Raw genomic sequence first — 20,561 nt, 5'->3', positions numbered from 1 at the left:
CATATCGCGCCTCTAATGATTGAAGGGAATAATGGCGCAACACGGGCTAACTGTCGCCCAGACAGCTCCACGCGTGCACCGGAGACCCCCCGCGTCACCTTCGGTACGCGCCCTCACACCCGCACCACCGCACGCAACAGAAAGCGGAGCCCAGGATGAAGATCGTGTTCCTGCTGGACAACGCCTATGGAATCGGCGGGACGATCAGGTCGACGGTGAACCTCTCCGGGGCGCTGGCCGAGCGGCATCAGGTCGAGGTCGTCAGCCTGCGCAGGACACGCGATGAGCCCGCGCTCACGTTCGACCCCCGGGTCACCCAGACCTCCCTGATCGACCTGCGCCGCTCCTCGGACGCCTACGACGGGGACCACCCGCTCTACCGTCAGCCCAGCGAACGCTTCGTCGAGGGCCACGACCACTTCGAGCGCGGCATCTCCACCCGCCTCGGCGACGTCCGTCTCGAAGAGCTGCTCGCGGACCTGGAAGCGGACGTCGTGATCGGCACCCGGCCGAAGATCAACGACTATCTCGCCGGATACGGCACCGACCGCTACCTGCGCATCGGCCAGGAACACCTGACGCACGCGATGCACAGCGACCACATCCGCACCCACCAGGACGCGTCGATCGCACAACTGGACGCGTTCGTCACCGTCTCCTACGCGGACGCCGCCGACTACCGGGGCGCCCTCCCCGGCACCCCCGCGCAGATCGTCTGCATCCCCAACGCCGTGCCGGCCACCGGTGTGGAGCCCTCCGACGGACAGGCCAAGCTGATCGTCGCCGCCGGCCGCCTCATCAAGGTCAAGCGCTACGACCGGCTGCTGGGCGCCTTCGCCCTCGTTTCGCAGAAGCATCCGGACTGGTCGCTGCGCCTGTACGGCCGGGGCAAGCAGCACGCCCCCCTCCGCGGCCTCATCAACGAACTCGGCCTCTACGACCGTGCCTTCTTGATGGGCGCCCACTCCCCCATCGAGACCGAGTGGGCCAAGGGCTCGATCGCCGCGGTCTCCTCCGACGCGGAATCCTTCGGCATGACGCTGGTGGAGGCGATGCACTGCGGCGTCCCGGTCGTCAGCACCGACTGCCGCTACGGGCCGGGCGAGATCATCGCCAACGGCAAGGACGGCCTGCTCTCCCCCCTGGGCGAGAGCGAGGATCTCACGGTGCGCGCCTACGCCGACGCGCTCCTCCAGCTCATCGAAGACCCGGACCTGCGCGCCCGGATGAGCCGGGCCGCGCTCCAGAAGGCGGCCCGCTACGCGCCGCAGCGCATCGCCGGCGAGTACGAACGCCTCATCGAACAGCTCCTGACGAAGCGCCGGGGTGCCCACGCGGCCGTCGGCAACCTGAGCGAGTCCGACATCGCGGGCACGCTCAGCCCGGGCACGCCCAGCCCGGACGCGACGTCCGAGGGCGAAGGCAGATCGGACCCGAGCGGTACGGGCAACGCGGGCAGCACTGGCAGCGCGAACAGCGCGGGAAACACGGAACCCACGGGCAAGGCCGCACCGGATGCCGGCGCTCCGTCCGAGCCCGCGGCCCGGGCCGCTCGTCGCACCGCGCCTTCGGCCGGGTCCCGGCGCCCGCTCACCCCGCGCCGTCTCCTCGCCCGGGTTCTGCGTCCCCTGTTGCGCAGAGTCCGCAAGCCGAAGCAGGGGACCCCCAAGCGCCTCCGGCGTCCGGTGGCGCGGGTGCGGGTCGAGCGGGACGGCTCGCTGCTGGTGCGGCTGCGCGCCGACAAGCTCCCCTCGGGACCGGCGGCCTTCGTGCTGCGTCCCCGACGGCGGGACGCGGAGGAGCCGCTGCGCATGCCGCTGCCCGCGCGCGTCCACGCCGACGCCGACGGCTGGGTCGGGGTCCGCGTCTCGCGCGCCGCCGAGAAGTTGTCCGAGGCACGCTGGGACGCGTATGTGGAGCGCGGCTCGGACGGCAAGCGCAAGCGGGTCCAGGCCGCCATGGTCGAGACCGCGCGGCTGCTGACGCTGCCCCCGCCGCTGGACCAGGACGGGGCGTTCGCCCCGTGGATCCCGTACACCACGGGCGACGGATATCTCGCCGTACGCGCCTGGCATCGCGCCGGGCACGCGGAGGTCACCTCGATCGCGCTGGATCCCGAGGGCTTCACCCTCCGGGCGAGGCTCTACGGCGAGGCGGCACACGGTCCGGCCGGCGAGGGCCAGGAGGGCGCCGGCCCTGTCCTGGTGGCCGTTCCGCGCCGGAATCCGGACCACGCCTTCGAGTTTCCGGCCAGGCTCGGCCCGGACAACGGCCTCCCCGGCGAACTGAACGCGGACAACGGCCTGCTGGGCGGCCCCGGAGCCGACGGCCCCGCAACACGCCGCACCCACACCAGCCCTGGCACAAGCACGCGCACGAACACCAGCACCACCCCCGGCACCGACGGCGGCAGCGAGCAGGAGCCGGACGGCCCGCACACGGTCACCGTCGAACTGCCCTACGAGCTGCCCGCCGCCTTCGCCGACGGCGCCGCCGAGGACGTGTGGGACCTGTGGCTGCGCCCGGCCGAGGGCCGCGCGCCGGTACGGCTCGGGCGGCTGCTCGGCGACCTGGCGGACCGCAAGCAGACCGACATCTCCCCGCGCGCCCGGCTGGGCGGCAGCGACCTGGCCGTGCAGCTGTACTTCTCGCTGAACAACAACCTCGTCCTCATCCTCCGGCCCGTCCGCCAGGAGCCCGCCACCGCGCACGAAGGCACCGCCGGGGAGCGGCAGGCCGACGCCGCCGGGGCTCAGAACCCTTCGGAGTCGCCCAGCTCCTCGACCAGCGCCTGAGAGCGGGTCAGCTCACGCTCCGTCTCGACCTCGGCGTCCGCGTCCACCGGGCGCAGCTCGGCGGCCCGCTCCGCCACCCGCTGCGCCCGCTCCTCGCGGGCCTCGGCCTCGGCGGCGAGGGCGTGCACCGCGCGGTTGAAGCGCACGAGTGAGGGGGGCTCGGCCGGGCCGAGCAGCCGTACCTTCAGCGCGGCGCGGGCCGGGGCCAGCCGGTCCTCCTCCGGGAGCCGCACGGCCGCCAGCAGTTCGGGGACGCCCGCGCCGTCCGGTCCCAGGATCGTGGCGGCGCGGACGGTCGGGTTGGCGGTGCGGAAGCCCTCCTCGTCCAGGCCGCCGGTGTTGACGACGGCGTAGGGCTTCTCGCTGCTGAGGTAGTCCGAGACGACGGAGGACACGTCGGAGACGAGCAGGTCCGCCTCGTTGAAGCAGCTGAAGATCGTCGGGCGCCCTCCCGTGACGACCTGGTGCTCCCAGGCGGGGAGCGACGCCCAGAAGGCCGCCTCCCACGCCCGCGTCGCCTCGGCGACCGCCAGGGCGCGGCCGGGTTCCGGAGCGGGCTGACGCAGCATCCGTTCCACCTCGTCGGCATCCGGACGGAAGGCGGAGCGGGTCAGCTCGTCCAGCCGCCGGGTCGCCTCATCCAGTGCGGCGACGGCCTCGCGCCCTGCCCGGCCGCCGTGGGGTTCGCGCGCGTGTTCCCGTGCCCGCTCGGCATCCGCGTGCGCGATCAGGGCGCGGATGCGACGGTCGGCGGCGCCCGCGCGGGGGTCGACCGAGCCGGTCATCGGGTGCGGCTTGTAGAGCAGCCGCACGCCGGGGTCGGCCAGCAGCGCCGAGACGATCGCCTCGCCCGCGAGCAGCACGGAGGTGTTGCCGGGGTCGTCGGTCCAGCCCTCCCAGGTGGGCGCGTACAGCACCGTCAGATACGCGCGCCGGTACGCCCCTTCGCGCGCCGGGGCGGGCTCGATGGGGGCCAGCTGGGGGCGGCCGACCTCGACCACGTCCTTGTCCTCCACTCCGATGTCGGCCTGCGCGTACCGCTCGCGGGCCGCCTCGCCCGCGACCCACACCTGGTCGTACGCCTTGGCGTAGGGGTTGCAGGAGGAGAGCTTGTCGCTCTCGCCGTGGTTGATGAAGGCATGTTTGAGAGTGGGGATACGCAGAACCTGAGAGGTCTTTCCCGAGTTCGCCGGATGGAGCAGCACCTTGAGCGTGGAGTGCTCCAGCCGCATCAGATGGGCGACCTTGGGCACGCACAGGATCGGCACGTCGGTGGCCTCGATCTTCTGCACCATGAACCGCTCACGCAGCACGATCAGCGGCCGGCCGTCCAGCTCGGAGAGCGTGGTCAGCCACATGTTCGCCTGGTAGGCGGAGGCGTTGCCGCCGGAGAAGTACAGGCCCACCGTCGGGCGGTATCCGGCCAGCCAGCCCTCCAGCCAGGCCAGCGCCTCCTCCTCGCTCGCCACCCGCTTGCCCGGGAGCAGCCAGGTGGCCAGATACGCCGTCCCGGCCAGCAGCACGGCCCCGCAGCAGACCGCTACGCTCTCGGCCCACAGCGGCTCCCCCGTCCCGGCGGACACGGCCATCGCCGCGGTCACCAGCACTCCGACGACGGCGAGCCGCAGCGGCCCCCGGCGTACGAACAGCCCGGGCGGGCCCGCGCTCGGGCGCAGGCCGGACGCGTCGATGTTGCGGGTGACGACGGGCAGCCGCCGCCTGGTGCGCACCGCGCCCGCCACGGCCTGGCACAGGAAGTGCAGCACCCAGCAGGCCAGCACAGCCGGCAGCAGCAGGCCGCCCCGACCTCCTGGGCGCAGGACATCCAGCCCGGCCAGGCCGCCCAGCAGCAGCGCGTCCCGCACCATCTGCCGCACGGCGGCCGTGCACTGGGCCCGCGCCAGCCGCCGCGCCAGGGCCCGCTCGCGGCGCAGTACCAGGATGTCGGCCAGGACCCCCAAGACCGCGCCGGCGATGACGAGGGACGCGCTCTTTCCCAGAGCGCCGAGAACCTGGAGCACGTATCCGGCAGCCAGCAGGGCCAGCGCAGCGCAGGACTCGGCGGTCCTGCGCGCCGACCGCGCGCCGGACCGGCCCTCGTCCGCGCTCTTCACCACCGCACCCACACTTCACCGTAAGCGCGCCCCCGTGGGCCCGTCGCGCTGCACACCCCCAAACGCGCGCGCCTCCACACGCACGCGGCGATCGAGGAGCCGAACGCGCGCCGGCCGCCGTGGCGAAGAGCGCGCTCTCCTCCACGACGGCCGGCGGCTGTCCGTGTCTTCATCCGGTGGCGTGGCCGCCACCGGACCGGATGGTCAGCGGTTGCTGCGCAGCAGCGTCCTCATCGTCCTCATGGCCACCGACAAGTTGGCCAGGTCGAAGGTCTCCGAGGCCTGGATCTCATCCAGCGTCGCCCGGGCCCGCACGAGGATCGCGCGGTTCTTCTCCTCCCACGCCTCGTACCGCTGTTCGGCCGAGGAGGCGCCGTTCACGGACGCGAGGACGTCCGCCGTCAACAGCTGGTGCGCGGCGTAGAGGTCCTCACGGATGGAGGAGCGGGCCATGGACTGCCAGCGGTCGGCGCGCGGCAGCTCGCTGACGCGCCCCTGGAGCTGGGTGATGCCGAGCCGGTCGGCCAGGTCGAAGTAGACCTCGGCGACCGCCATCAGGTCCTTGCCGGTGCGCCCCGCGACGGCCACCACGTCCAGCGCCGAGAACGCCGCCGAGGAACCGGCCAGGCGCAGCGCGAGGTCCGAGGGCACCCCGGCGCCCGCGAGCTGGTCGTAGACCTTCTGGTGCCACTTGAGGTCGTCGCCCTTGAGCAGCTTGGGCAGCTCGGCCCAGACCGTCTCCACCCGCTCGGCGAACAGCTCGATCGTGTCGGCCAGCAACAGCGGCTGCGGGCGGTTGTTGAGCAGCCAGCGGGTGCCGCGCTCGACGAGCTGCCGCGAGCGCAGCCGGATGCCGGTGAGAACGTCGGCGTCGACCTTGTTGTCGAGCGCCTCGGCCTCGTCCCAGATGTCGCCCAGCCGGAAGATGGCGCGGGCCGCCGTGTGGGCGCGCACGATCTCCTCGGTCGAGGCGCCGGATTCTTCCTTCATCCGGTGCACGAAAGTCGAGCCGGCGGTGTTCACCGTGTCGTTGACCAGCACGGTCGTCACGATCTCCCGCCGCAGCGCGTGCGAGTCGATCTGCTGGCTGAAGCGCTCGCGCAGCGCCTTGGGGAAGTAGGCGTAGGCCAGCCGCTGGAGATAGCCGTCATCCGGCAGCGGTGTCCCGATCAGCTCGTCGGTGACCGTGATCTTGGTGTAGGCGAGCATCACGGCCAGCTCGGGCTGGGACAGCCCCTGCCCGGCCGAGAGGCGCTCGCGGATCTGCCGGTCGCTGGGCAGGAACTCCAGGCTCCGGTCGAGCTTGCCCTCCTTGGACAGCCGGCGCATCTGCCGCTGGTTGGCCAGCAGCAGGCTGGGGGCCTGGGCCATGGAGTTGGCCAGGGCCGCGTTCTGCGCGTAGTTGTTGCGCAGCACCAGCTCGCCGACCTCGTCGGTCATCTCCGCCAGCAGGGAGTTGCGCTGCTTGACGGTCATGTCGCCCTCGGCGACGACCGCGTTCAGAAGGATCTTGATGTTCACCTCGTGGTCGGAGGTGTCCACCCCGGCGCTGTTGTCGATCGCGTCGGTGTTGATCCGGCCGCCGTCACGGGCGAACTCGATCCTCCCGAGCTGGGTGCAGCCGAGGTTGCCGCCCTCGCCGACGACCTTGACCCGCAGGTCCTGGCCGTCCACCCGGATGGCGTCGTTGGCCTTGTCGCCCGCGTCGGCGTTCGACTCGGCCGACGCCTTGACGTAGGTGCCGATGCCGCCGTTCCACAGCAGGTCGACGGGCGCGCTCAGGATGGCGCGCATCAGCTCCGCCGGGGTCATCTTGCTGACGCCGGACTCGATGCCGAGCGCGGCCCGCACCTGCGCGGTGATCGGCACGGACTTCGCGCCGCGCGGGTGGATGCCCCCACCCGCCGAGATCAGCTCGGTGTTGTAGTCCGCCCACGAGGAGCGGGGCAGCTCGAACATCCTGCGCCGCTCGGCGTAGGAGGTGGCGGCGTCCGGGTTCGGGTCGAGGAAGATGTGCCGGTGGTCGAAGGCCGCGACGAGCTGGATGTGCTCCGAGAGCAGCATGCCGTTGCCGAACACGTCGCCGGACATGTCGCCGACGCCGACGACCGTGAAGTCCTGGCTCTGGGTGTCGTGGCCCAGCTCCCGGAAGTGCCGCTTGACGGACTCCCAGGCGCCCTTGGCGGTGATGCCCATGCCCTTGTGGTCGTAGCCCGCCGAGCCGCCGGAGGCGAAGGCGTCACCGAGCCAGAAGCCGTAGGACTCGGCCACCTCGTTGGCGATGTCGGAGAAGGTGGCAGTGCCCTTGTCGGCGGCCACCACCAGGTAGGTGTCGTCGCCGTCGTGCCGCACCACGTTCTCCGGATGCACGACCTCGCCGCCGACCAGGTTGTCGGTGATGTCGAGCAGGCCGGAGATGAACGTCTTGTAGCAGGCGATGCCCTCGGCCTGCCAGGCGTCGCGGTCGATGGCCGGGTCGGGCAGCTGCTTGCCGACGAAGCCGCCCTTGGCGCCCACCGGCACGATGACGGTGTTCTTGACCTCCTGCGCCTTGACCAGGCCCAGGATCTCCGTACGGAAGTCCTCGCGCCGGTCCGACCAGCGCAGACCACCGCGCGCGACCTTCCCGAAGCGCAGGTGCACGCCCTCGACGCGGGGCGAGTAGACCCACACCTCGTACTGCGGGCGGGGGGCCGGCAGGTCCGGGATGGCCTGCGGGTCCAGCTTCATGGACACGTAGGTGTGCGGCTGGCCGTCGCTCGCCGACTGGAAGTAATTGGTGCGCAAGGTGGCCTTGATGACCGTGAGGAAGGAGCGCAGGATGCGGTCCTCGTCCAGGCTGGCGACCTGGTCCAGCGCGCCGTTCAGTTCCTCCAGGATGCCGTCCGTCAGCTCGTGCCCCGCGCGCCTGCGCGCCGGGTCCAGCCGGGCCTCGAACAGATTGACCAGCAGCCGCGTGGTGTGCACGTTCCCGCGCAGGGTGTCCTCGATGTAGGACTGGCTGAAGGTGGCGCCGGCCTGCCGCAGGTACTTCGCGTAGGCGCGCAGCACCATCGCCTGTCGCCAGGTCAGCCCAGCGGACAGCACGAGCGAGTTCAGCCCGTCGTTCTCGGCACGGCCCATCCAGACCGCGGAGAAGGCCTCCTGGAAGCGCTCGCGGGTCTCCTCCTCGGGGCCCTGCTTGCCCTCGGGCATCCGCAGCCCGAAGTCGTAGATCCACGCGTGCGACCGGTCGGCGCAGCGCAGCTCGTACGGCCGTTCGTCCACGACCTCCACGCCCATGGCCTGGATGCCCGGCAGCACCGCCGAGAGGGAGACGGGGCGGCCCGTGCGGTAGATCTTGAGCCGCCGCTCGCCCCGCGCGGCCCCCACCGGCTCGTACAGGCTCAGCGAGAAGTCGCTCTCGTCGCCGCCGCGCGCCAGCTGCTCGATGTGCTGGAGGTCGGCGACGGCGGCGCGCGGCGAGAAGTCCGCCTTGTAGCCCTCGGGGAAGGCGTGGGCGAACTTCTGCGCCAGCTCGGCCGCGCGCTCCTCGCCGCACTCGGCGACCAGGGCCTCGTTGAAGCCGTCGGCCCAGGAGCGCGCCGCCTCCGCCAGCCGCGCCTCGATGCGGTCGGTCTCGCTGTCGGTCAGCTCCGCCAGCTCGGCGCCGGGCCGCACCCGGATGACGAAGTGGAGCCGGGAGAGGACCGATTCGGTGTTCCAGGCGGTGAAGTCGACGCTTGTGCCGTTGAGTTCCTCGGTGAGGATGTCCGTCAGCCGCAGCCTGACCCCGGTGGTGTAGCGGTCGCGCGGGAGGTAGACCAGCGCGGAGTAGTAGCGCCCGTACTCGTCCTTGCGCAGGTAGAGGCGCAGCTTGCGGCGCTCTTGGAGGTAGAGGACGGAGGTGACGATGTCGCGCAGCTCGTCGGCCGAGGTCTGGAACAGCTCGTCGCGCGGGTAGGTCTCCAGGATCTGGAGCAGGTCACGGCCCGCGTGGCTGTCCGGCGTGAAGCCCGCGCCCTCCAGCACCTCGGCGACCTTGCGCCGGATGACGGGGACGCGGCGCACCGACTCGGTGTAGGCGGCGGAGGAGAACAGCCCCAGGAAGCGCCGCTCCCCGATGACGTTGCCCTCGGTGTCGAACTTCTTGACGCCCACGTAGTCGAGGTACGAGGAACGGTGCACCGTCGCGCGGCTGTTCGCCTTCGTGAGCACCAGCAGCCGGTGCTCGCGCGCCTTGGCCCGCGCGTCCGCCGGGAGGCGGTTGAACGAGGGGGAGACCGGATGCCCGTCCACGGAGCTGTGGTGCGGGTCGGAGCGCAGGATGCCCAGGCCCGTGCCCGGCACGGGGGTGAGGCTCAGCTCCTCGCCCTCCTTGCCGTCGGTGCCCGCCTTCCCACCGGATGCCTTGGCGCTCTTGCCGCCCTTGGTGGCCTCGCCGCTCTTCGCTCCGGTGCCGCCGCCGGCCTTGCCGCCCTGCGGCTCTTCCCCGGCGCCCAGCTCGTACTCGCGGTATCCGAGGAAGGTGAAGTGGTCGTCGGACAGCCAGCGCAGCAGCTCGCGGGCCTCCTCGATCTCCTGCTCCGGCAGATCGTCGGTGGGCTCGTCCGCCAGGTCGTCGGCGATGCGGAGCGCCGCGCCCTTCATCTTCTGCCAGTCCTCGACGGCCTCCCGTACGTCCGAGAGTGTCCGCAGAAGATCGGTATTGATCTGCTTGAGGTCGTCGCGGTCGGTCTCGCGGTCGATCTCGACGTGAATCCAGGACTCGACGAGCGCGTCGTGCGGCAGCTCCTCACGCCCGTTCGACGTCCCCGCCTGCGTCGCGGGGTCGTCCCGCCCGGCGGCGAGCACCTCCAGCAGCTTCCCCGTCAGGTCCCTGCGCACCACCATCTGCGGGTGGATCACCGCGTGGATGCCGCGGCCCTGCCGGGTCAGCTCGTTGGTCACCGAATCGACCAGGAACGGCATGTCGTCCGTGACGACCTCGACGACGGTGTGGGTGTTCGACCAGCCGTTCTCGTCGATCGAGGGGGAGTACACCCGGACGTTCGCCGTACCCTGCGGCCTGTCCTGCGCGAGTCGGTAGTGGGCGAGAGCGGCCCCGAGAATGTCGACCGGATCGCGGTCGGCCAGGTCCTCCGGCGCCGTGTGCAGGTAGTACCGCTGGAGATACGCACCAAGGGCGTCGTGCTCAAGCCCTCGTACCGGGTGATGTCCCCCGGCCGGGCTATGGTCAGCCATCCGCGCGGCCTCTGCCAGCCGCTCGGCTTTTGCTTCATCCAGCTTGGTCTGCATGTCCTCTGGCTCCTGTCGCGCGCCGTTGCGTGACGTTGGGGTGGTGAAGGCACGGCGTCGGGACGCGGGGTCTCCGCTCGGGTCCGCCGCGGTGCCGGGAGATACGACCAGCGGCGCCCCGCACGCTGTCACGCGGAGGGCGCTGAGCGGAGGCTCGCCCGACGGCGGACTCTCCGGTGGATATCGCGCTGGTCACGGGAGCAAGGCTATCTCCCCGGCCCCCGCGAGCGGCATGGGCCTTATGCGTGCCATGTGTACAACAATGAGAGAAGATCTGCGCCGTTTCGGCCACCCGCGACAGCGGCGGGGTCACACCCTTGGCAAAGCGGTTCTTCGGAGGCACGTTGACTGAGACGGTACCGGCGCCGAAGGCGGTTCCGTGAAGGCGTTCTTCGACGCCGGCAAGCCCGTCGCCCAGACCTGCCCCGGCCGCTGCTGACGGCCGCCGCCGTCGGCGCGCTCAGCGGGCGGCGGGCGGAGGGCGGCGGGCGACGGGCGACGGGCGACGGGCGACGGGCGACGGGCGACGGGCGACGTCGTATCCGGCGCTGGAGACCGACATGCGGGCAGCCGGCGCCGAGTTCCAGGACGCGGAGGTCGTCGTCGACGGCACCCTCGTCTCCTCCCGCGCCTGGCCGGACCACTCCGGCTGGATGCGCGGATTCCTCACGGTGCTGCGCGCGAAAGCCCCCACGGGCTGAGACACGGCGTCGCTCCGCCCCAGGCGGACCACCCCGGCCGCCCCCCGGGCCAGCCTCGGCCGGGGGCCGGGGGCCGGGGCCGCGGCTCAGGCGGCGTCGTCGGGGCTCTCCGCCACGAGACGCTCGGCGGTCTCCACGGCCTCCGGCAGGCTGTCGACCACAGGCACTCCCACCTCCTCCAGGCTTCTCCTGCTGTGGGAGCCGCCCGTGAACAGCACCGCCCGGGCTCCCGCGTGCGCCGCCGCCAGGGCGTCGTCCACCGCGTCCCCGATCACTACGGTCCTGGCCGGGGTGACCCCCTGGAGCGCCGCGAGATGGCGCACCATCTGGGCCGCCTTGCCGCCCCCGGAGCGCCCGACCGCACCGTCGACCCGTATGAAGTGACGCTCGATCCCATAGCCTCGCACCAGCGGCAGCAGCCGGTCGTGCGGCGCCAGCGAGCACAGCGACTGCGTACCCCCCGCCGCTCCCTGGGCCACCAGCAGCTCGGCCGCGCCCTCGGCGAGCCCCGCGGCCGGGACGAGCTGCCAGTAGTGCCGGTGGAAGGTCTCGTCCATGACCTCCCACTCGCTGCCGGTGGGCATCCGGCCCATCAGCCGCTCGTAGAAGCGCGGCACCGGCACGCAGTACAGCTCCCGGTACCGCTCCAGCGTGATCGCCGGGAGCCCCAGCTCCTTGAACGCCGCGTTCGTCGCCTCGATGACCGTATGGATGTCATGCAGCAGCGTCCCGTTCCAATCCCACACAAGGTGGGCGGACCGGCCACTCCGGACGCCGCTCCCGTCGTCCGAGCTCTGCGCGCTTCCCGCTCTCTCCTGCCCCAAGACCATGCCTCCGACGGTACGACCCGGGTGTGACAGCGCGACACCCGATTTCGCCGGCATCGAGGCCGCATGGGAAGGAATCCGCAGGTCAGCGGGCACATGGGGAAGAGTCGGGGACTCAGCCCAGGAGGGCGGGAATCTCCTGGGTGGCGAACCACAGCAGCTCGTGGTCCTCGGCGCCGTCCACCGCGAACCGTGCGGCCTCCTCCGAGCCGGCCGCCGCCGTCAGCGCGTCCGCCGCCGCGGCCACGTCCGCCTCCGCGTCGTCGGCGTCCACGTGTACGGCCGCCGCCTTGGCCAGAGGAACGGCGGCGGCGAGACGCACCCTGCCGACGGCCTCGTCCTCGGCACCGCCGCCGACCGCGCTGTCAGCCGCGCCGCTGTCAGCCGCGCCGTCCGGGTCCGCCGCGACGTCGGCGTCCGGCACCTCGACGGCGATGACAACCCGGCGCCCGGGGACGGCCTCGCTCCGGGAGGCCTCGGCGAGCAGCCGCAACGAGGCCCGTGCCGCCCGGCCCAGCGCCGCGTACTCCAGCTCCTCCTCGTCGTCGGAGGCACACCACGCACGCAGCCCGGGGGTCACGGCGTACGCCTCAAGGGGGCCCGGCCCCAGCTCGCCGGCGCCGTGCGCCTGGCTCAGAGCGGGCAGGGTCGAGGGGAGATAGACACGCATGTCTGCCGCTTTCGTGTATCGCCGGACCGTCCGTGCTGCCAGCATACGGGCCGCCTCTCGTCTGCACCGCCGCCGGACGCCGCACAAACCCGCAGGTGGACGCGGTGCGACGGCAACGCATGACGCCGAGGTAATCCAGATAGGTGAACCGTTCCGGGCCTCCCCGGGGCGCACCCCCGCCCGTTGCGGCCGGGAGCACGGCGCGGCTAGAACCGTTCCCAGCCGTCCAGTTACCGCCCGGTAGTCAGCCCGCCGGGCCCGGCACTTCCACGGGGGACCACCAACCCATGACCACGAGCACCACCTCCTCGGCACCCGGCCGCCAGCCGCGCAGGCGCGGCCCACGCAACGCCCCGACCCGCCCACCGGGCAGGCGCGACAGCCGCCGCCCTGCCGACTCGGCGCTGCGCGCGGCGGCCCACCTCGCGCGTGAGCGCCAGCCACCGTTCTGGTTCGCCCGCCGCCTGCTGCTCGTCCTCAGCGGCCAGTGCCCCGTCCACACCCTCCTCGCCCACGCCCGCGGCCCGGCCTACGACCGCCTCAGCGCCCTCGCCCCCGAAGCGCCGCTCCGCCCCCGCGGCACGGACCGCACGACCCCCGCCGTCCTGGAGGCCCGGGGCACCCAGCCCCGCGACGGTGTCATCGAAGCCTTCGCCCGCATCGCCACCGGCGCCCGCCAACGCGCCATGGCCTTCCGCCTGGAACTCTGCCCCGACAACCGCTGGCGCTGCACCGCGATCGAACTCGACACCACGCGCTGAGCCTTTGCAGGGGCGCCCCTCGCCTCCTGGCTGAGCCCGGCCAGGGGGCGGGGGCGGCCCACCCCGCCGGTGTGGGACCGCTCTGGCCGGGACCGAGCCTGATCCGGCGCACACCGGCCTCGGACCGACTCGGATCGGGTGGGAGGGGCCGCACAGGCCCCAGCAAGCCCCTGATGCGGCGCCCAGCCCGCGTAGCCCCATCAGGAACCGGGGACCCCGGCCGGGGACCCAGCCGGACGGCCGGCATCCGGCCTCGCAGCACCGTCAGACCCGATCGCCCGCAGGCGGCCCTCCAGGCACCGAGGGGCAAAGGCACCAAGGGGCAAAGGCGCTGAGGCGCTGAGGCACCAAGGCACCAAGGGGCCAAGCCCCCGAGGCATCAGCCGTCGGGCGCACGGCCGAGGGCCGGGCACCCTCATCAGGTGCCCGGCCCTCGGCCGTGTCGTCGGGGTGCGTGCACCCCCGAGTCACTTCCGCTTCTTGCGGCCCTTCTGGGCCTTGCGCCGCTCGGCGCGGGTCAGGCCGTCGGCCTGGGAACGGACCGGGCCGGACTCGTCGCCGTCGGTGGCGGAGCCAGTGTCCATCTCGCCCTCGACGACCCCGCCCTCGGCGGTCGGCGCGGAGAAATGCAGGCGGTCCGGACGCTGCGGCTGGTCCAGGCCCTTGGCACGGATCGCGGGCGCGGGGCCGGAACCCGCGCCGGCGGGCACGGTCTCCTTGTCCAGCGACGGCGCGGACGCCGCCGGCGCCGCGTCCTCGACCGGCACCTCCTCGACCTGCTGCTCGACCTGGACCTCCAGGTTGAACAGATAGCCGACCGACTCCTCCTTGATGCCTTCCATCATGGCCTGGAACATGTCGTAGCCCTCCCGCTGGTACTCGACCAGCGGGTCCTTCTGGGCCATGGCGCGCAGGCCGATGCCCTCCTGGAGGTAGTCCATCTCGTAGAGGTGCTCACGCCACTTGCGGTCCAGTACGGACAGCACCACGCGCCGCTCCAGCTCGCGCATGATGTCGGCGCCCAGCTCCGCCTCGCGGGCGTCGTACTGCTCGTGGATGTCGTCCTTGATGGAGTCGATGATGAAGTCGGCCGTGATGCCCTCGCGGTCGCCCGCGGCCTCCTCCAGCTCCTCGACCGTGACCTTCACCGGATACAGCTGCTTGAAGGCGCTCCACAGCCGGTCCAGGTCCCACTCCTCGGCGAAGCCCTCGACCGTCTCGGCCTGAACGTACGCCTCGATGGTGTCGTCCATGAAGTGGCGCACCTGCTCGTGCAGGTCCTCGCCCTCCAGGACGCGGCGGCGCTCGCCGTAGATGACCTCGCGCTGCCTGTTGAGAACCTCGTCGTACTTGAGGACGTTCTTACGGATTTCGAAGTTCTGCTGCTCGACCTGGGACTGGGCGGAGGCGATGGCCCTGGTCACCATCTTGTTCTCGATCGGGACGTCGTCGGGGACGTTCGCCATCGACATCACGCGCTCGACCATCTGCGCCTTGAACAGCCGCATCAGGTCGTCGCCCAGCGACAGGTAGAAGCGGGACTCGCCCGGGTCCCCCTGACGGCCGGAGCGGCCTCGCAGCTGGTTGTCGATCCGGCGGGACTCGTGCCGCTCGGTGCCCAGGACGTAGAGGCCGCCCAGCTCCTTGACCTCGTCCACCGCCGTCTTGACCGACTTCTCGGCCTTCTCCAGCGCGGTGGGCAGCGCCGAGGCCCACTCCTCGACGTGCTCGTTCGGGTCCAGGCCTCGGGCGCGCAGCTCGTTCTCGGCCATGCCCTCGGCGTTGCCGCCGAGCTTGATGTCCGTACCACGGCCCGCCATGTTCGTCGCGACGGTGACCGCGCCCTTACGGCCGGCCTCGGCGACGATCAGCGCCTCGCGCTCGTGGTTCTTCGCGTTCAGCACCTGGTGCGGGACACCGCGCTTGGTGAGCTGCTTGGAGAGGTACTCCGACTTCTCGACGGAGGTGGTGCCGACGAGGATCGGCTGGCCCTTCTTGTGCTTCTCCGCGATGTCGTCGACGACCGCGTCGAACTTGGAGACCTCGGTGCGGTAGATCAGGTCGGCCTGGTCGGCACGGGCCAGCGGCCGGTTGGTGGGGATGGGCACCACGCCGAGCTTGTAGATCTGGTGGAACTCCGCCGCCTCGGTCATCGCCGTACCGGTCATACCCGAAAGGGTGTTGTAGAGGCGGAAGAAGTTCTGGAGGGTGATCGTGGCGAGCGTCTGGTTCTCGTCCTTGATCTCCACCCCCTCCTTGGCCTCGATCGCCTGGTGCATGCCCTCGTTGTAGCGGCGGCCAGCGAGGATACGGCCGGTGTGCTCATCGACGATCATGACTTCGCCGTCCATGACGACGTAGTCCTTGTCGTTCTTGTAGAGCTCCTTGGCCTTGATCGCGTTGTTGAGGTAGCCGACCAGCGGGGTGTTGACCGACTCGTAGAGGTTGTCGATCCCCAGCCAGTCCTCGACCTTGGCGACGCCGGCCTCGTGGATGGCGACGGTGCGCTTCTTCTCGTCGATCTCGTAGTCGCCGGTCTCCGGCTTCTGGGTGCGCGGGTCGCCCGCCTCGCCCTTCTCCAGGCGCTTCACGAGCTTGGAGAAGTCGCTGTACCACTTCGTGGCCTGGTCGGCGGGGCCGGAGATGATCAGCGGCGTACGGGCCTCGTCGACCAGGATCGAGTCGACCTCGTCGACGATGGCGAAGTTGTGACCCCGCTGCACCAGTTCGTCCTTCGACCACGCCATGTTGTCGCGCAGATAGTCGAATCCGAACTCGTTGTTCGTGCCGTAGGTGATGTCGGACGCGTACTGCTCGCGGCGCTCGGCCGGCGTCATGTTCGCGACGATGCAGCCGACGGTGAGCCCGAGGAAGCGGTGGACGCGGCCCATCCACTCCGAGTCACGCTGCGCCAGGTAGTCGTTGACCGTGACGATGTGGACGCCCTTGCCCGAGATGGCGTTCAGATAGGCGGGAAGGGTGCCGACCAGCGTCTTGCCCTCACCGGTCTTCATCTCGGCGACATAGCCGAGGTGCAGCGCTCCGCCGCCCATCAGCTGCACGTCGTAGTGCCGCTCACCCAGCACCCGCTTGGCGGCCTCGCGCACGGTCGCGAAGGCTTCCGGCATCAGGTCGTCAAGGCTCTCGCCCTCGGCGTACCGCTCCTTGTACTCGTCCGTGAGGGCTCGCAGCTCGGCGTCCGACAGGTCGACGAAGTCCTCTTCGATGGAATTCACCTGCCGCGCGATGCGGTCCAGCTTGCGCAGGATCTTCCCTTCACCTGCACGCATGAGCTTGCCGAAGACGGACACTTAGGGTGGCTCCTTGCCGGTCGGGCCTGGCACGGTCTGCACGGTCGGTGCGCGGACGCGTGGTCCTCTCCTTGCTGAGGGCCTTTGCCGCACCGGCCATCGTATGCGAGGGACGACTGCCCCTGTACCCCCAACGTGCCGGAGCCCCTGAAGGTGCCGGAGGGGCGAGCGGCACAATCGGGGCATGGAACCCCTCACACTGCGCACAGAGCGGCTGATACTCCGTCCTTTCGAAGAGCGGGACGTGGAGGCTGTCGCCACTGCCTGTGACGATCCCGACATCCAGCGCTTCGTGCCGGTGCCCGAGCCGTACACGCTCAAGGACGCGGTGGAATTCGTGCGCGGGGCGAGCCCGGCGGGCTGGCGCGAGGACACGATGTACAACTTCGGCGTCTTCACCCACAGCGGCGAGCTGGTCGGCTCGATGGGACTCGTACGCGTCGCACACCTGCGCACCGCCGACCGCCAGGCCGAACTGGGCTTCTGGACGGCCCGGGGGCACCGCCGCCGCGGCTACACGGCCGAGGCGGGCCGGGCCGTCGTCGACTGGGCCTTCGACTCGCTCGGCGTGGAGCGGCTGGAGTGGGTGGCCCAGGCGGAGAACGAGGGGTCACGGGCTGTCGCGCTGCGCATCGGCTTCGTCGAGGAGGGCATCCAGCGGGCCCGCATCGTGCACAGGGGAACGCGCCGCGACGCCCGCATCGCGGCCCTGCTGCCCTCCGACTGGGGACGCGCCCAGGAGACGCCGTACCTTCCCTCGGAGCGCTCGTAGGGCTTCGGCACCCTCATGGGGCGTCGGACCCTCATGAGGGGTCGAACCCTCGTGGGGCTTCAGCCCTCCCTGGGGCATAGGGCCCTCCTCGGGGCATCGGCCCTCCGTGGGCGTCCGAAGTCCGCTGTCAGTGGCTCCACTTATGGTGTGCGCCATGACCTCCGGCAACTCCCTCCCCGCCCCCGATGTCACGCTCACTGCCGATGAGGCGCGCCGGATCGCGCTGCGGGCCCAGGGGCTGCTTGGCGCCCCTGACCGCCGCACGGGAGCGCGCGGAGTGCTGCGGCACCTGGGCGCCGTACAGCTCGACACCATCTCGGTGCTGGCCCGTTCACACGAACTGGTGCCCTACGCCCGCCTGGGCGCGATCGGCCGGCAGGCGGTGGAGTCGGCCTACTGGTCGGGAGAGCACAGCTTCGAGTACTGGTCGCATGCCGCCTGTGTGCTGCCGATCGAGGAGTGGCCGCACTTCGCCTTCCGCAGGCGGGCATTCCGCGAGCGGGGCCACCGCTGGCACCAGATGAAGGACCGCGAGGCCTCCTGTGCCGCCGTTCGCGACCGGCTGAAGTCCGAGGGCCCGCTGACCACGGCCGGCCTGGGCGGCGGTCGCAACGGCGGCGAGTGGTGGGACTGGTCCGAGAGCAAGATCGCAGTGGAGTGGCTGCTGGACACCGGCGAGGTCGTGGTCACCGAGCGCCGCGGCTGGAAGCGCGTCTACGACCTCGCCGAGCGCGCCGTCCCCGAAGCACTGCTGCACGACGACATCGACGACCACGAGTGCCTGCGGCGCCTGGTCACCCAGGCGGGCGCCGCGCTCGGGGTCGCGACCCGCGCCGACCTGGCCGACTACCACCGCCTCAAGGGCGACCAGGTGAACGCCGTCCTGCCGGACACCGGCCTGGTGCCGGTCGAGGTCCAGGGCTGGGGCAAGCCCGCCTGGGCCGACCCGGCGGCGCTGGCAAGCCCCCCGCGCGGACGGCACCGCACCACGCTGCTCTCGCCCTTCGACTCGCTGATCTGGGACCGCCCCCGCACCGAACGTGTCTTCGGCTTCACCCACCGCCTGGAGGCGTACGTCCCCAAGCCGAAGCGGGTCCACGGATACTTCGTGATGCCGCTGCTCGCGGGTGGCAGGCTGTGCGGACGCGTCGACCCGGCCCGCGAGGGCACGACGCTGGTCGCCCGCCAGCTCTCCATGCGGGACGCCAAGGCGGTGGAGCCGATGGCGGAGGCGCTGCGCGAGGCGGCCGAGTGGGTGGGCTGCGACGCGGTGCGCGTGGAGCGCTGCGACCCCGAACCCCTGCGCACTCCGCTCCAGGCGGCCCTGACCGGCCTCGGCGCCTAGTGCCGTGACCGGCAATGTTTGCCCGTCAAGGAGCGTCGTCGTGGGGGCACCGCCCGCGCGAGCGGAGCCGAGCGTGGGGGAGCGTGCGATCGCAAGGCGGCCGGAAGCCCTTGATCGGGGCCTCCCCTGCTCTGGGAGCACCTCCCGGCCGAACGCCGGGGGAGAAGTTGAGAGCTTGGGGAAGGAGCTACCAGGGCTTTTCGCCAACACCGCTGGGGGCACCCCTGCTCGAAGAGCTTGGGGGAGTGCGTGCCGGACGACGCGACAGGGCAAAGCTTGCCGGGAGGGGCACTAGAGACGTCCGCTGCTCCCCCGGATCCCCGGCTGGATCCTCAGCGAATCTCCAGGATCTTCTCCCGCATCGCGTAGACCACGGCCTCCATCCGGGAGTGGAGCTGGAGCTTCTCCAGGATGTTGCGTACGTGGTTCTTCACAGTGTTCTCGCTGATGAACAACTCCTTGGCGATGTCCCGGTTGTTCATCCCGGTCGCCACCAGCTTGAGCACCTCCAGCTCGCGGTCCGTGAGCTTGGGCGCCGGCACCAGCTTGCTCTCGTCGGTGCGCTGGATCATCGACTTGAACTCGGTGAGCAGCTTCGCCGCCATCGACGGGCTGATCTGCGACTGCCCGTCGGCCACCGCCCGGATCGCGGTGGAGACCTCGTCCGTGGAGATCTCCTTGAGGAGGTATCCGGTGGCGCCCGCCTTGATGGCGTCGTAGAGGTCGGCCTCCTCGTCACTGATGGTCAACATGATGATCTTGGCGCTGGGGGCGACCTCCTTGATGGAGGTGCACGCCTCGATCCCGCCCCTCTTGGGCATCCGCACGTCCATCAGCACGATGTCCGGCAACAGGTCCGCCGCCTTGTCCACGGCCTCGGCACCGTCCCCTGCCTCCCCGATGACCTGGATGTCCTCCTCCTGCGCCAGGACGATCTCCAGCCCCCGCCGGAACAGCGCATGGTCGTCGACCACCAGTACCCGGATCGGTTCCGCGCGCCGCTCCCGCGGCTCCTCCTCGGCCGCCGGGCTCGGGTGTGCAGCGGGCGTGGGCATCGCCGGCCCGAAGCTCTCCACCATCGTTCCTCCCCCTGCACCTTATTCCGCGCCCCAACCCCGCAACGGAGAAAGGCGGTTGGTGCGAGTCATGATGTTACTCATGCTGGCGCCCCCGGCCGGGTGCCAGATCCTGCCGGGGGCGCGAACATCAAGCCGGTGGCTCAAAGGGCTCGGTCAGCCCTTGAGTGCTCCGCCCGCACCGGGCGGGGCCTCCGCGATGAGCGGGTCCGACTCCAGATGAATCACGCCGTAGTCGTAGCCGTGCCGCCGGTAGACGACACTGGGCTGCTTGGTCTCGGAGTCGACGAACAAGTAGAAGTCGTGTCCCACCAACTCCATTTCGTAGAGCGCCTGGTCAAGCGACATGGGCGCAGCCGCGTGGGTCTTCTCCCTGACAACGAGCGGCCCTTCGCCCTGAACCTCCAGCGATCCCATCCTGGTGACCACCGGCTGCCCGTCAGCCTCCTGGCGAGCGGCCGGAGCGGCGGCCGCGTCGAGTTCTCCGTTGAGTTCCGACGCGAGGTGGGCGGTTGCCGCCGCCACGCTGATCGGTGCGCGGGTTCCTCCACGGTGGACGCGGCGCTTGTCGGCCTGCTTACGCAGGCGCGCCTCCAGCTTGCTGGATGCCATGTCCAGTGCCGCGTAGGGGTCGGAGGCCGCAGCCTCCGCACGAATGACCGGTCCGCGGGTGCGCAGGGTGATCTCCACCCTGTCGGAACGGTCGGCCTGCCGGGGGTTGTGCTCCTTGCACACCTCGACATCAAGGTTGATCACCTTGCCGTCGAGCTTCTTGATCTTCTCCAGCTTTTCGGCCACGTGCTTGCGGAACCGGTCGGGCACCTCTGTCTTTCGGCCCTTGACGACGATGTCCACGCAGAACTCCGTTCCCGGACCCTCCGCAGGTATCGGTGCGGAGCGTCCTTGGTGCAC

At 71.1% G+C, this 20,561-nt stretch carries 11 protein-coding genes and 1 pseudogene; 5 read left to right on the top strand and 7 right to left on the bottom strand.

Going from position 1 to position 20,561, the window contains the following annotated elements; all coding sequences use genetic code 11:
• Positions 1–155: 155 nt before the first annotated feature.
• Positions 156–2,795 (top strand): glycosyltransferase, encoded by a 2,640-nt coding sequence (locus OHB04_RS25670; protein WP_326808407.1) that lies wholly within the window; start codon positions 156–158, stop codon positions 2,793–2,795.
• Here OHB04_RS25670 and OHB04_RS25665 read toward each other — a convergent pair.
• Both OHB04_RS25665 and OHB04_RS25660 read right to left on the bottom strand, forming a co-directional pair.
• A complete protein-coding gene (locus OHB04_RS25665; RefSeq protein WP_326690007.1) occupies positions 2,753–4,912 on the bottom strand; it encodes a hypothetical protein in 2,160 nt (719 codons plus the stop codon). The genes OHB04_RS25670 and OHB04_RS25665 overlap by 43 nt on opposite strands.
• Positions 4,913–5,113: 201 nt before the next feature.
• The gene (locus tag OHB04_RS25660; protein WP_326808406.1) at positions 5,114–10,186 is read right to left on the bottom strand and encodes an NAD-glutamate dehydrogenase; all 5,073 of its coding nucleotides are present in this window, start codon (positions 10,184–10,186) and stop codon (positions 5,114–5,116) included.
• Between the two features lie 379 nt (positions 10,187–10,565).
• Here OHB04_RS25660 and OHB04_RS41915 point away from each other — a divergent pair.
• Positions 10,566–10,887, top strand: a pseudogene (locus tag OHB04_RS41915) (DJ-1/PfpI family protein); the annotation flags it as partial.
• Between the two features lie 86 nt (positions 10,888–10,973).
• Here the strand turns inward: OHB04_RS41915 and OHB04_RS25650 are convergent.
• Both OHB04_RS25650 and OHB04_RS25645 read right to left on the bottom strand, forming a co-directional pair.
• A complete protein-coding gene (locus tag OHB04_RS25650; protein WP_326808405.1) occupies positions 10,974–11,717 on the bottom strand; it encodes an HAD family hydrolase in 744 nt (247 codons plus the stop codon).
• A 112-nt stretch (positions 11,718–11,829) separates the two neighbouring features.
• Positions 11,830–12,384 carry a DUF6912 family protein gene (locus OHB04_RS25645; RefSeq protein ID WP_326808404.1) on the bottom strand — a complete coding sequence of 185 codons (555 nt, stop codon included), beginning with the start codon at positions 12,382–12,384 and terminating at the stop codon, positions 11,830–11,832.
• Between the two features lie 287 nt (positions 12,385–12,671).
• On the opposite strand from OHB04_RS25645, the gene OHB04_RS25640 reads away from it, so the two are divergent.
• Entirely contained in the window at positions 12,672–13,145 is a 474-nt protein-coding gene (locus OHB04_RS25640) for an Rv3235 family protein (RefSeq protein WP_326690003.1), read from the top strand.
• Positions 13,146–13,612: 467 nt separating this feature from the next.
• Here OHB04_RS25640 and secA read toward each other — a convergent pair whose 3' ends face one another.
• Positions 13,613–16,456, bottom strand: coding sequence for a preprotein translocase subunit SecA (gene secA / locus OHB04_RS25635; RefSeq protein WP_326690002.1), 2,844 nt, complete (start codon positions 16,454–16,456; stop codon positions 13,613–13,615).
• Between the two features lie 184 nt (positions 16,457–16,640).
• Here secA and OHB04_RS25630 point away from each other — a divergent pair, with 184 nt between their 5' ends.
• Together OHB04_RS25630 and OHB04_RS25625 are read left to right on the top strand one after the other, a co-directional pair.
• Positions 16,641–17,228 (top strand): GNAT family N-acetyltransferase, encoded by a 588-nt coding sequence (locus tag OHB04_RS25630; protein WP_326808403.1) that lies wholly within the window; start codon positions 16,641–16,643, stop codon positions 17,226–17,228.
• Between the two features lie 154 nt (positions 17,229–17,382).
• Positions 17,383–18,573 carry a winged helix-turn-helix domain-containing protein gene (locus OHB04_RS25625; RefSeq protein ID WP_326690000.1) on the top strand — a complete coding sequence of 397 codons (1,191 nt, stop codon included), beginning with the start codon at positions 17,383–17,385 and terminating at the stop codon, positions 18,571–18,573.
• A gap of 332 nt (positions 18,574–18,905) precedes the next feature.
• On the opposite strand, the gene OHB04_RS25620 is transcribed toward OHB04_RS25625, so the two are convergent.
• Both OHB04_RS25620 and hpf read right to left on the bottom strand, forming a co-directional pair.
• Positions 18,906–19,652, bottom strand: a complete 747-nt coding sequence (locus tag OHB04_RS25620) for a response regulator (RefSeq protein WP_405803899.1) — start codon at positions 19,650–19,652, stop codon at positions 18,906–18,908.
• Positions 19,653–19,805: 153 nt separating this feature from the next.
• Positions 19,806–20,504 (bottom strand): ribosome hibernation-promoting factor, HPF/YfiA family, encoded by a 699-nt coding sequence (hpf, locus tag OHB04_RS25615; RefSeq protein WP_326689999.1) that lies wholly within the window; start codon positions 20,502–20,504, stop codon positions 19,806–19,808.
• Positions 20,505–20,561: the final 57 nt, after the last annotated feature.

Origin of the sequence: Streptomyces sp. NBC_01775 (assembly GCF_035917675.1) — a bacterium.
GTDB lineage: Bacteria > Actinomycetota > Actinomycetes > Streptomycetales > Streptomycetaceae > Streptomyces.
Note: the sequence above shows the minus strand (reverse complement) of the source record. Positions and strands in the feature narration are given on the sequence as shown.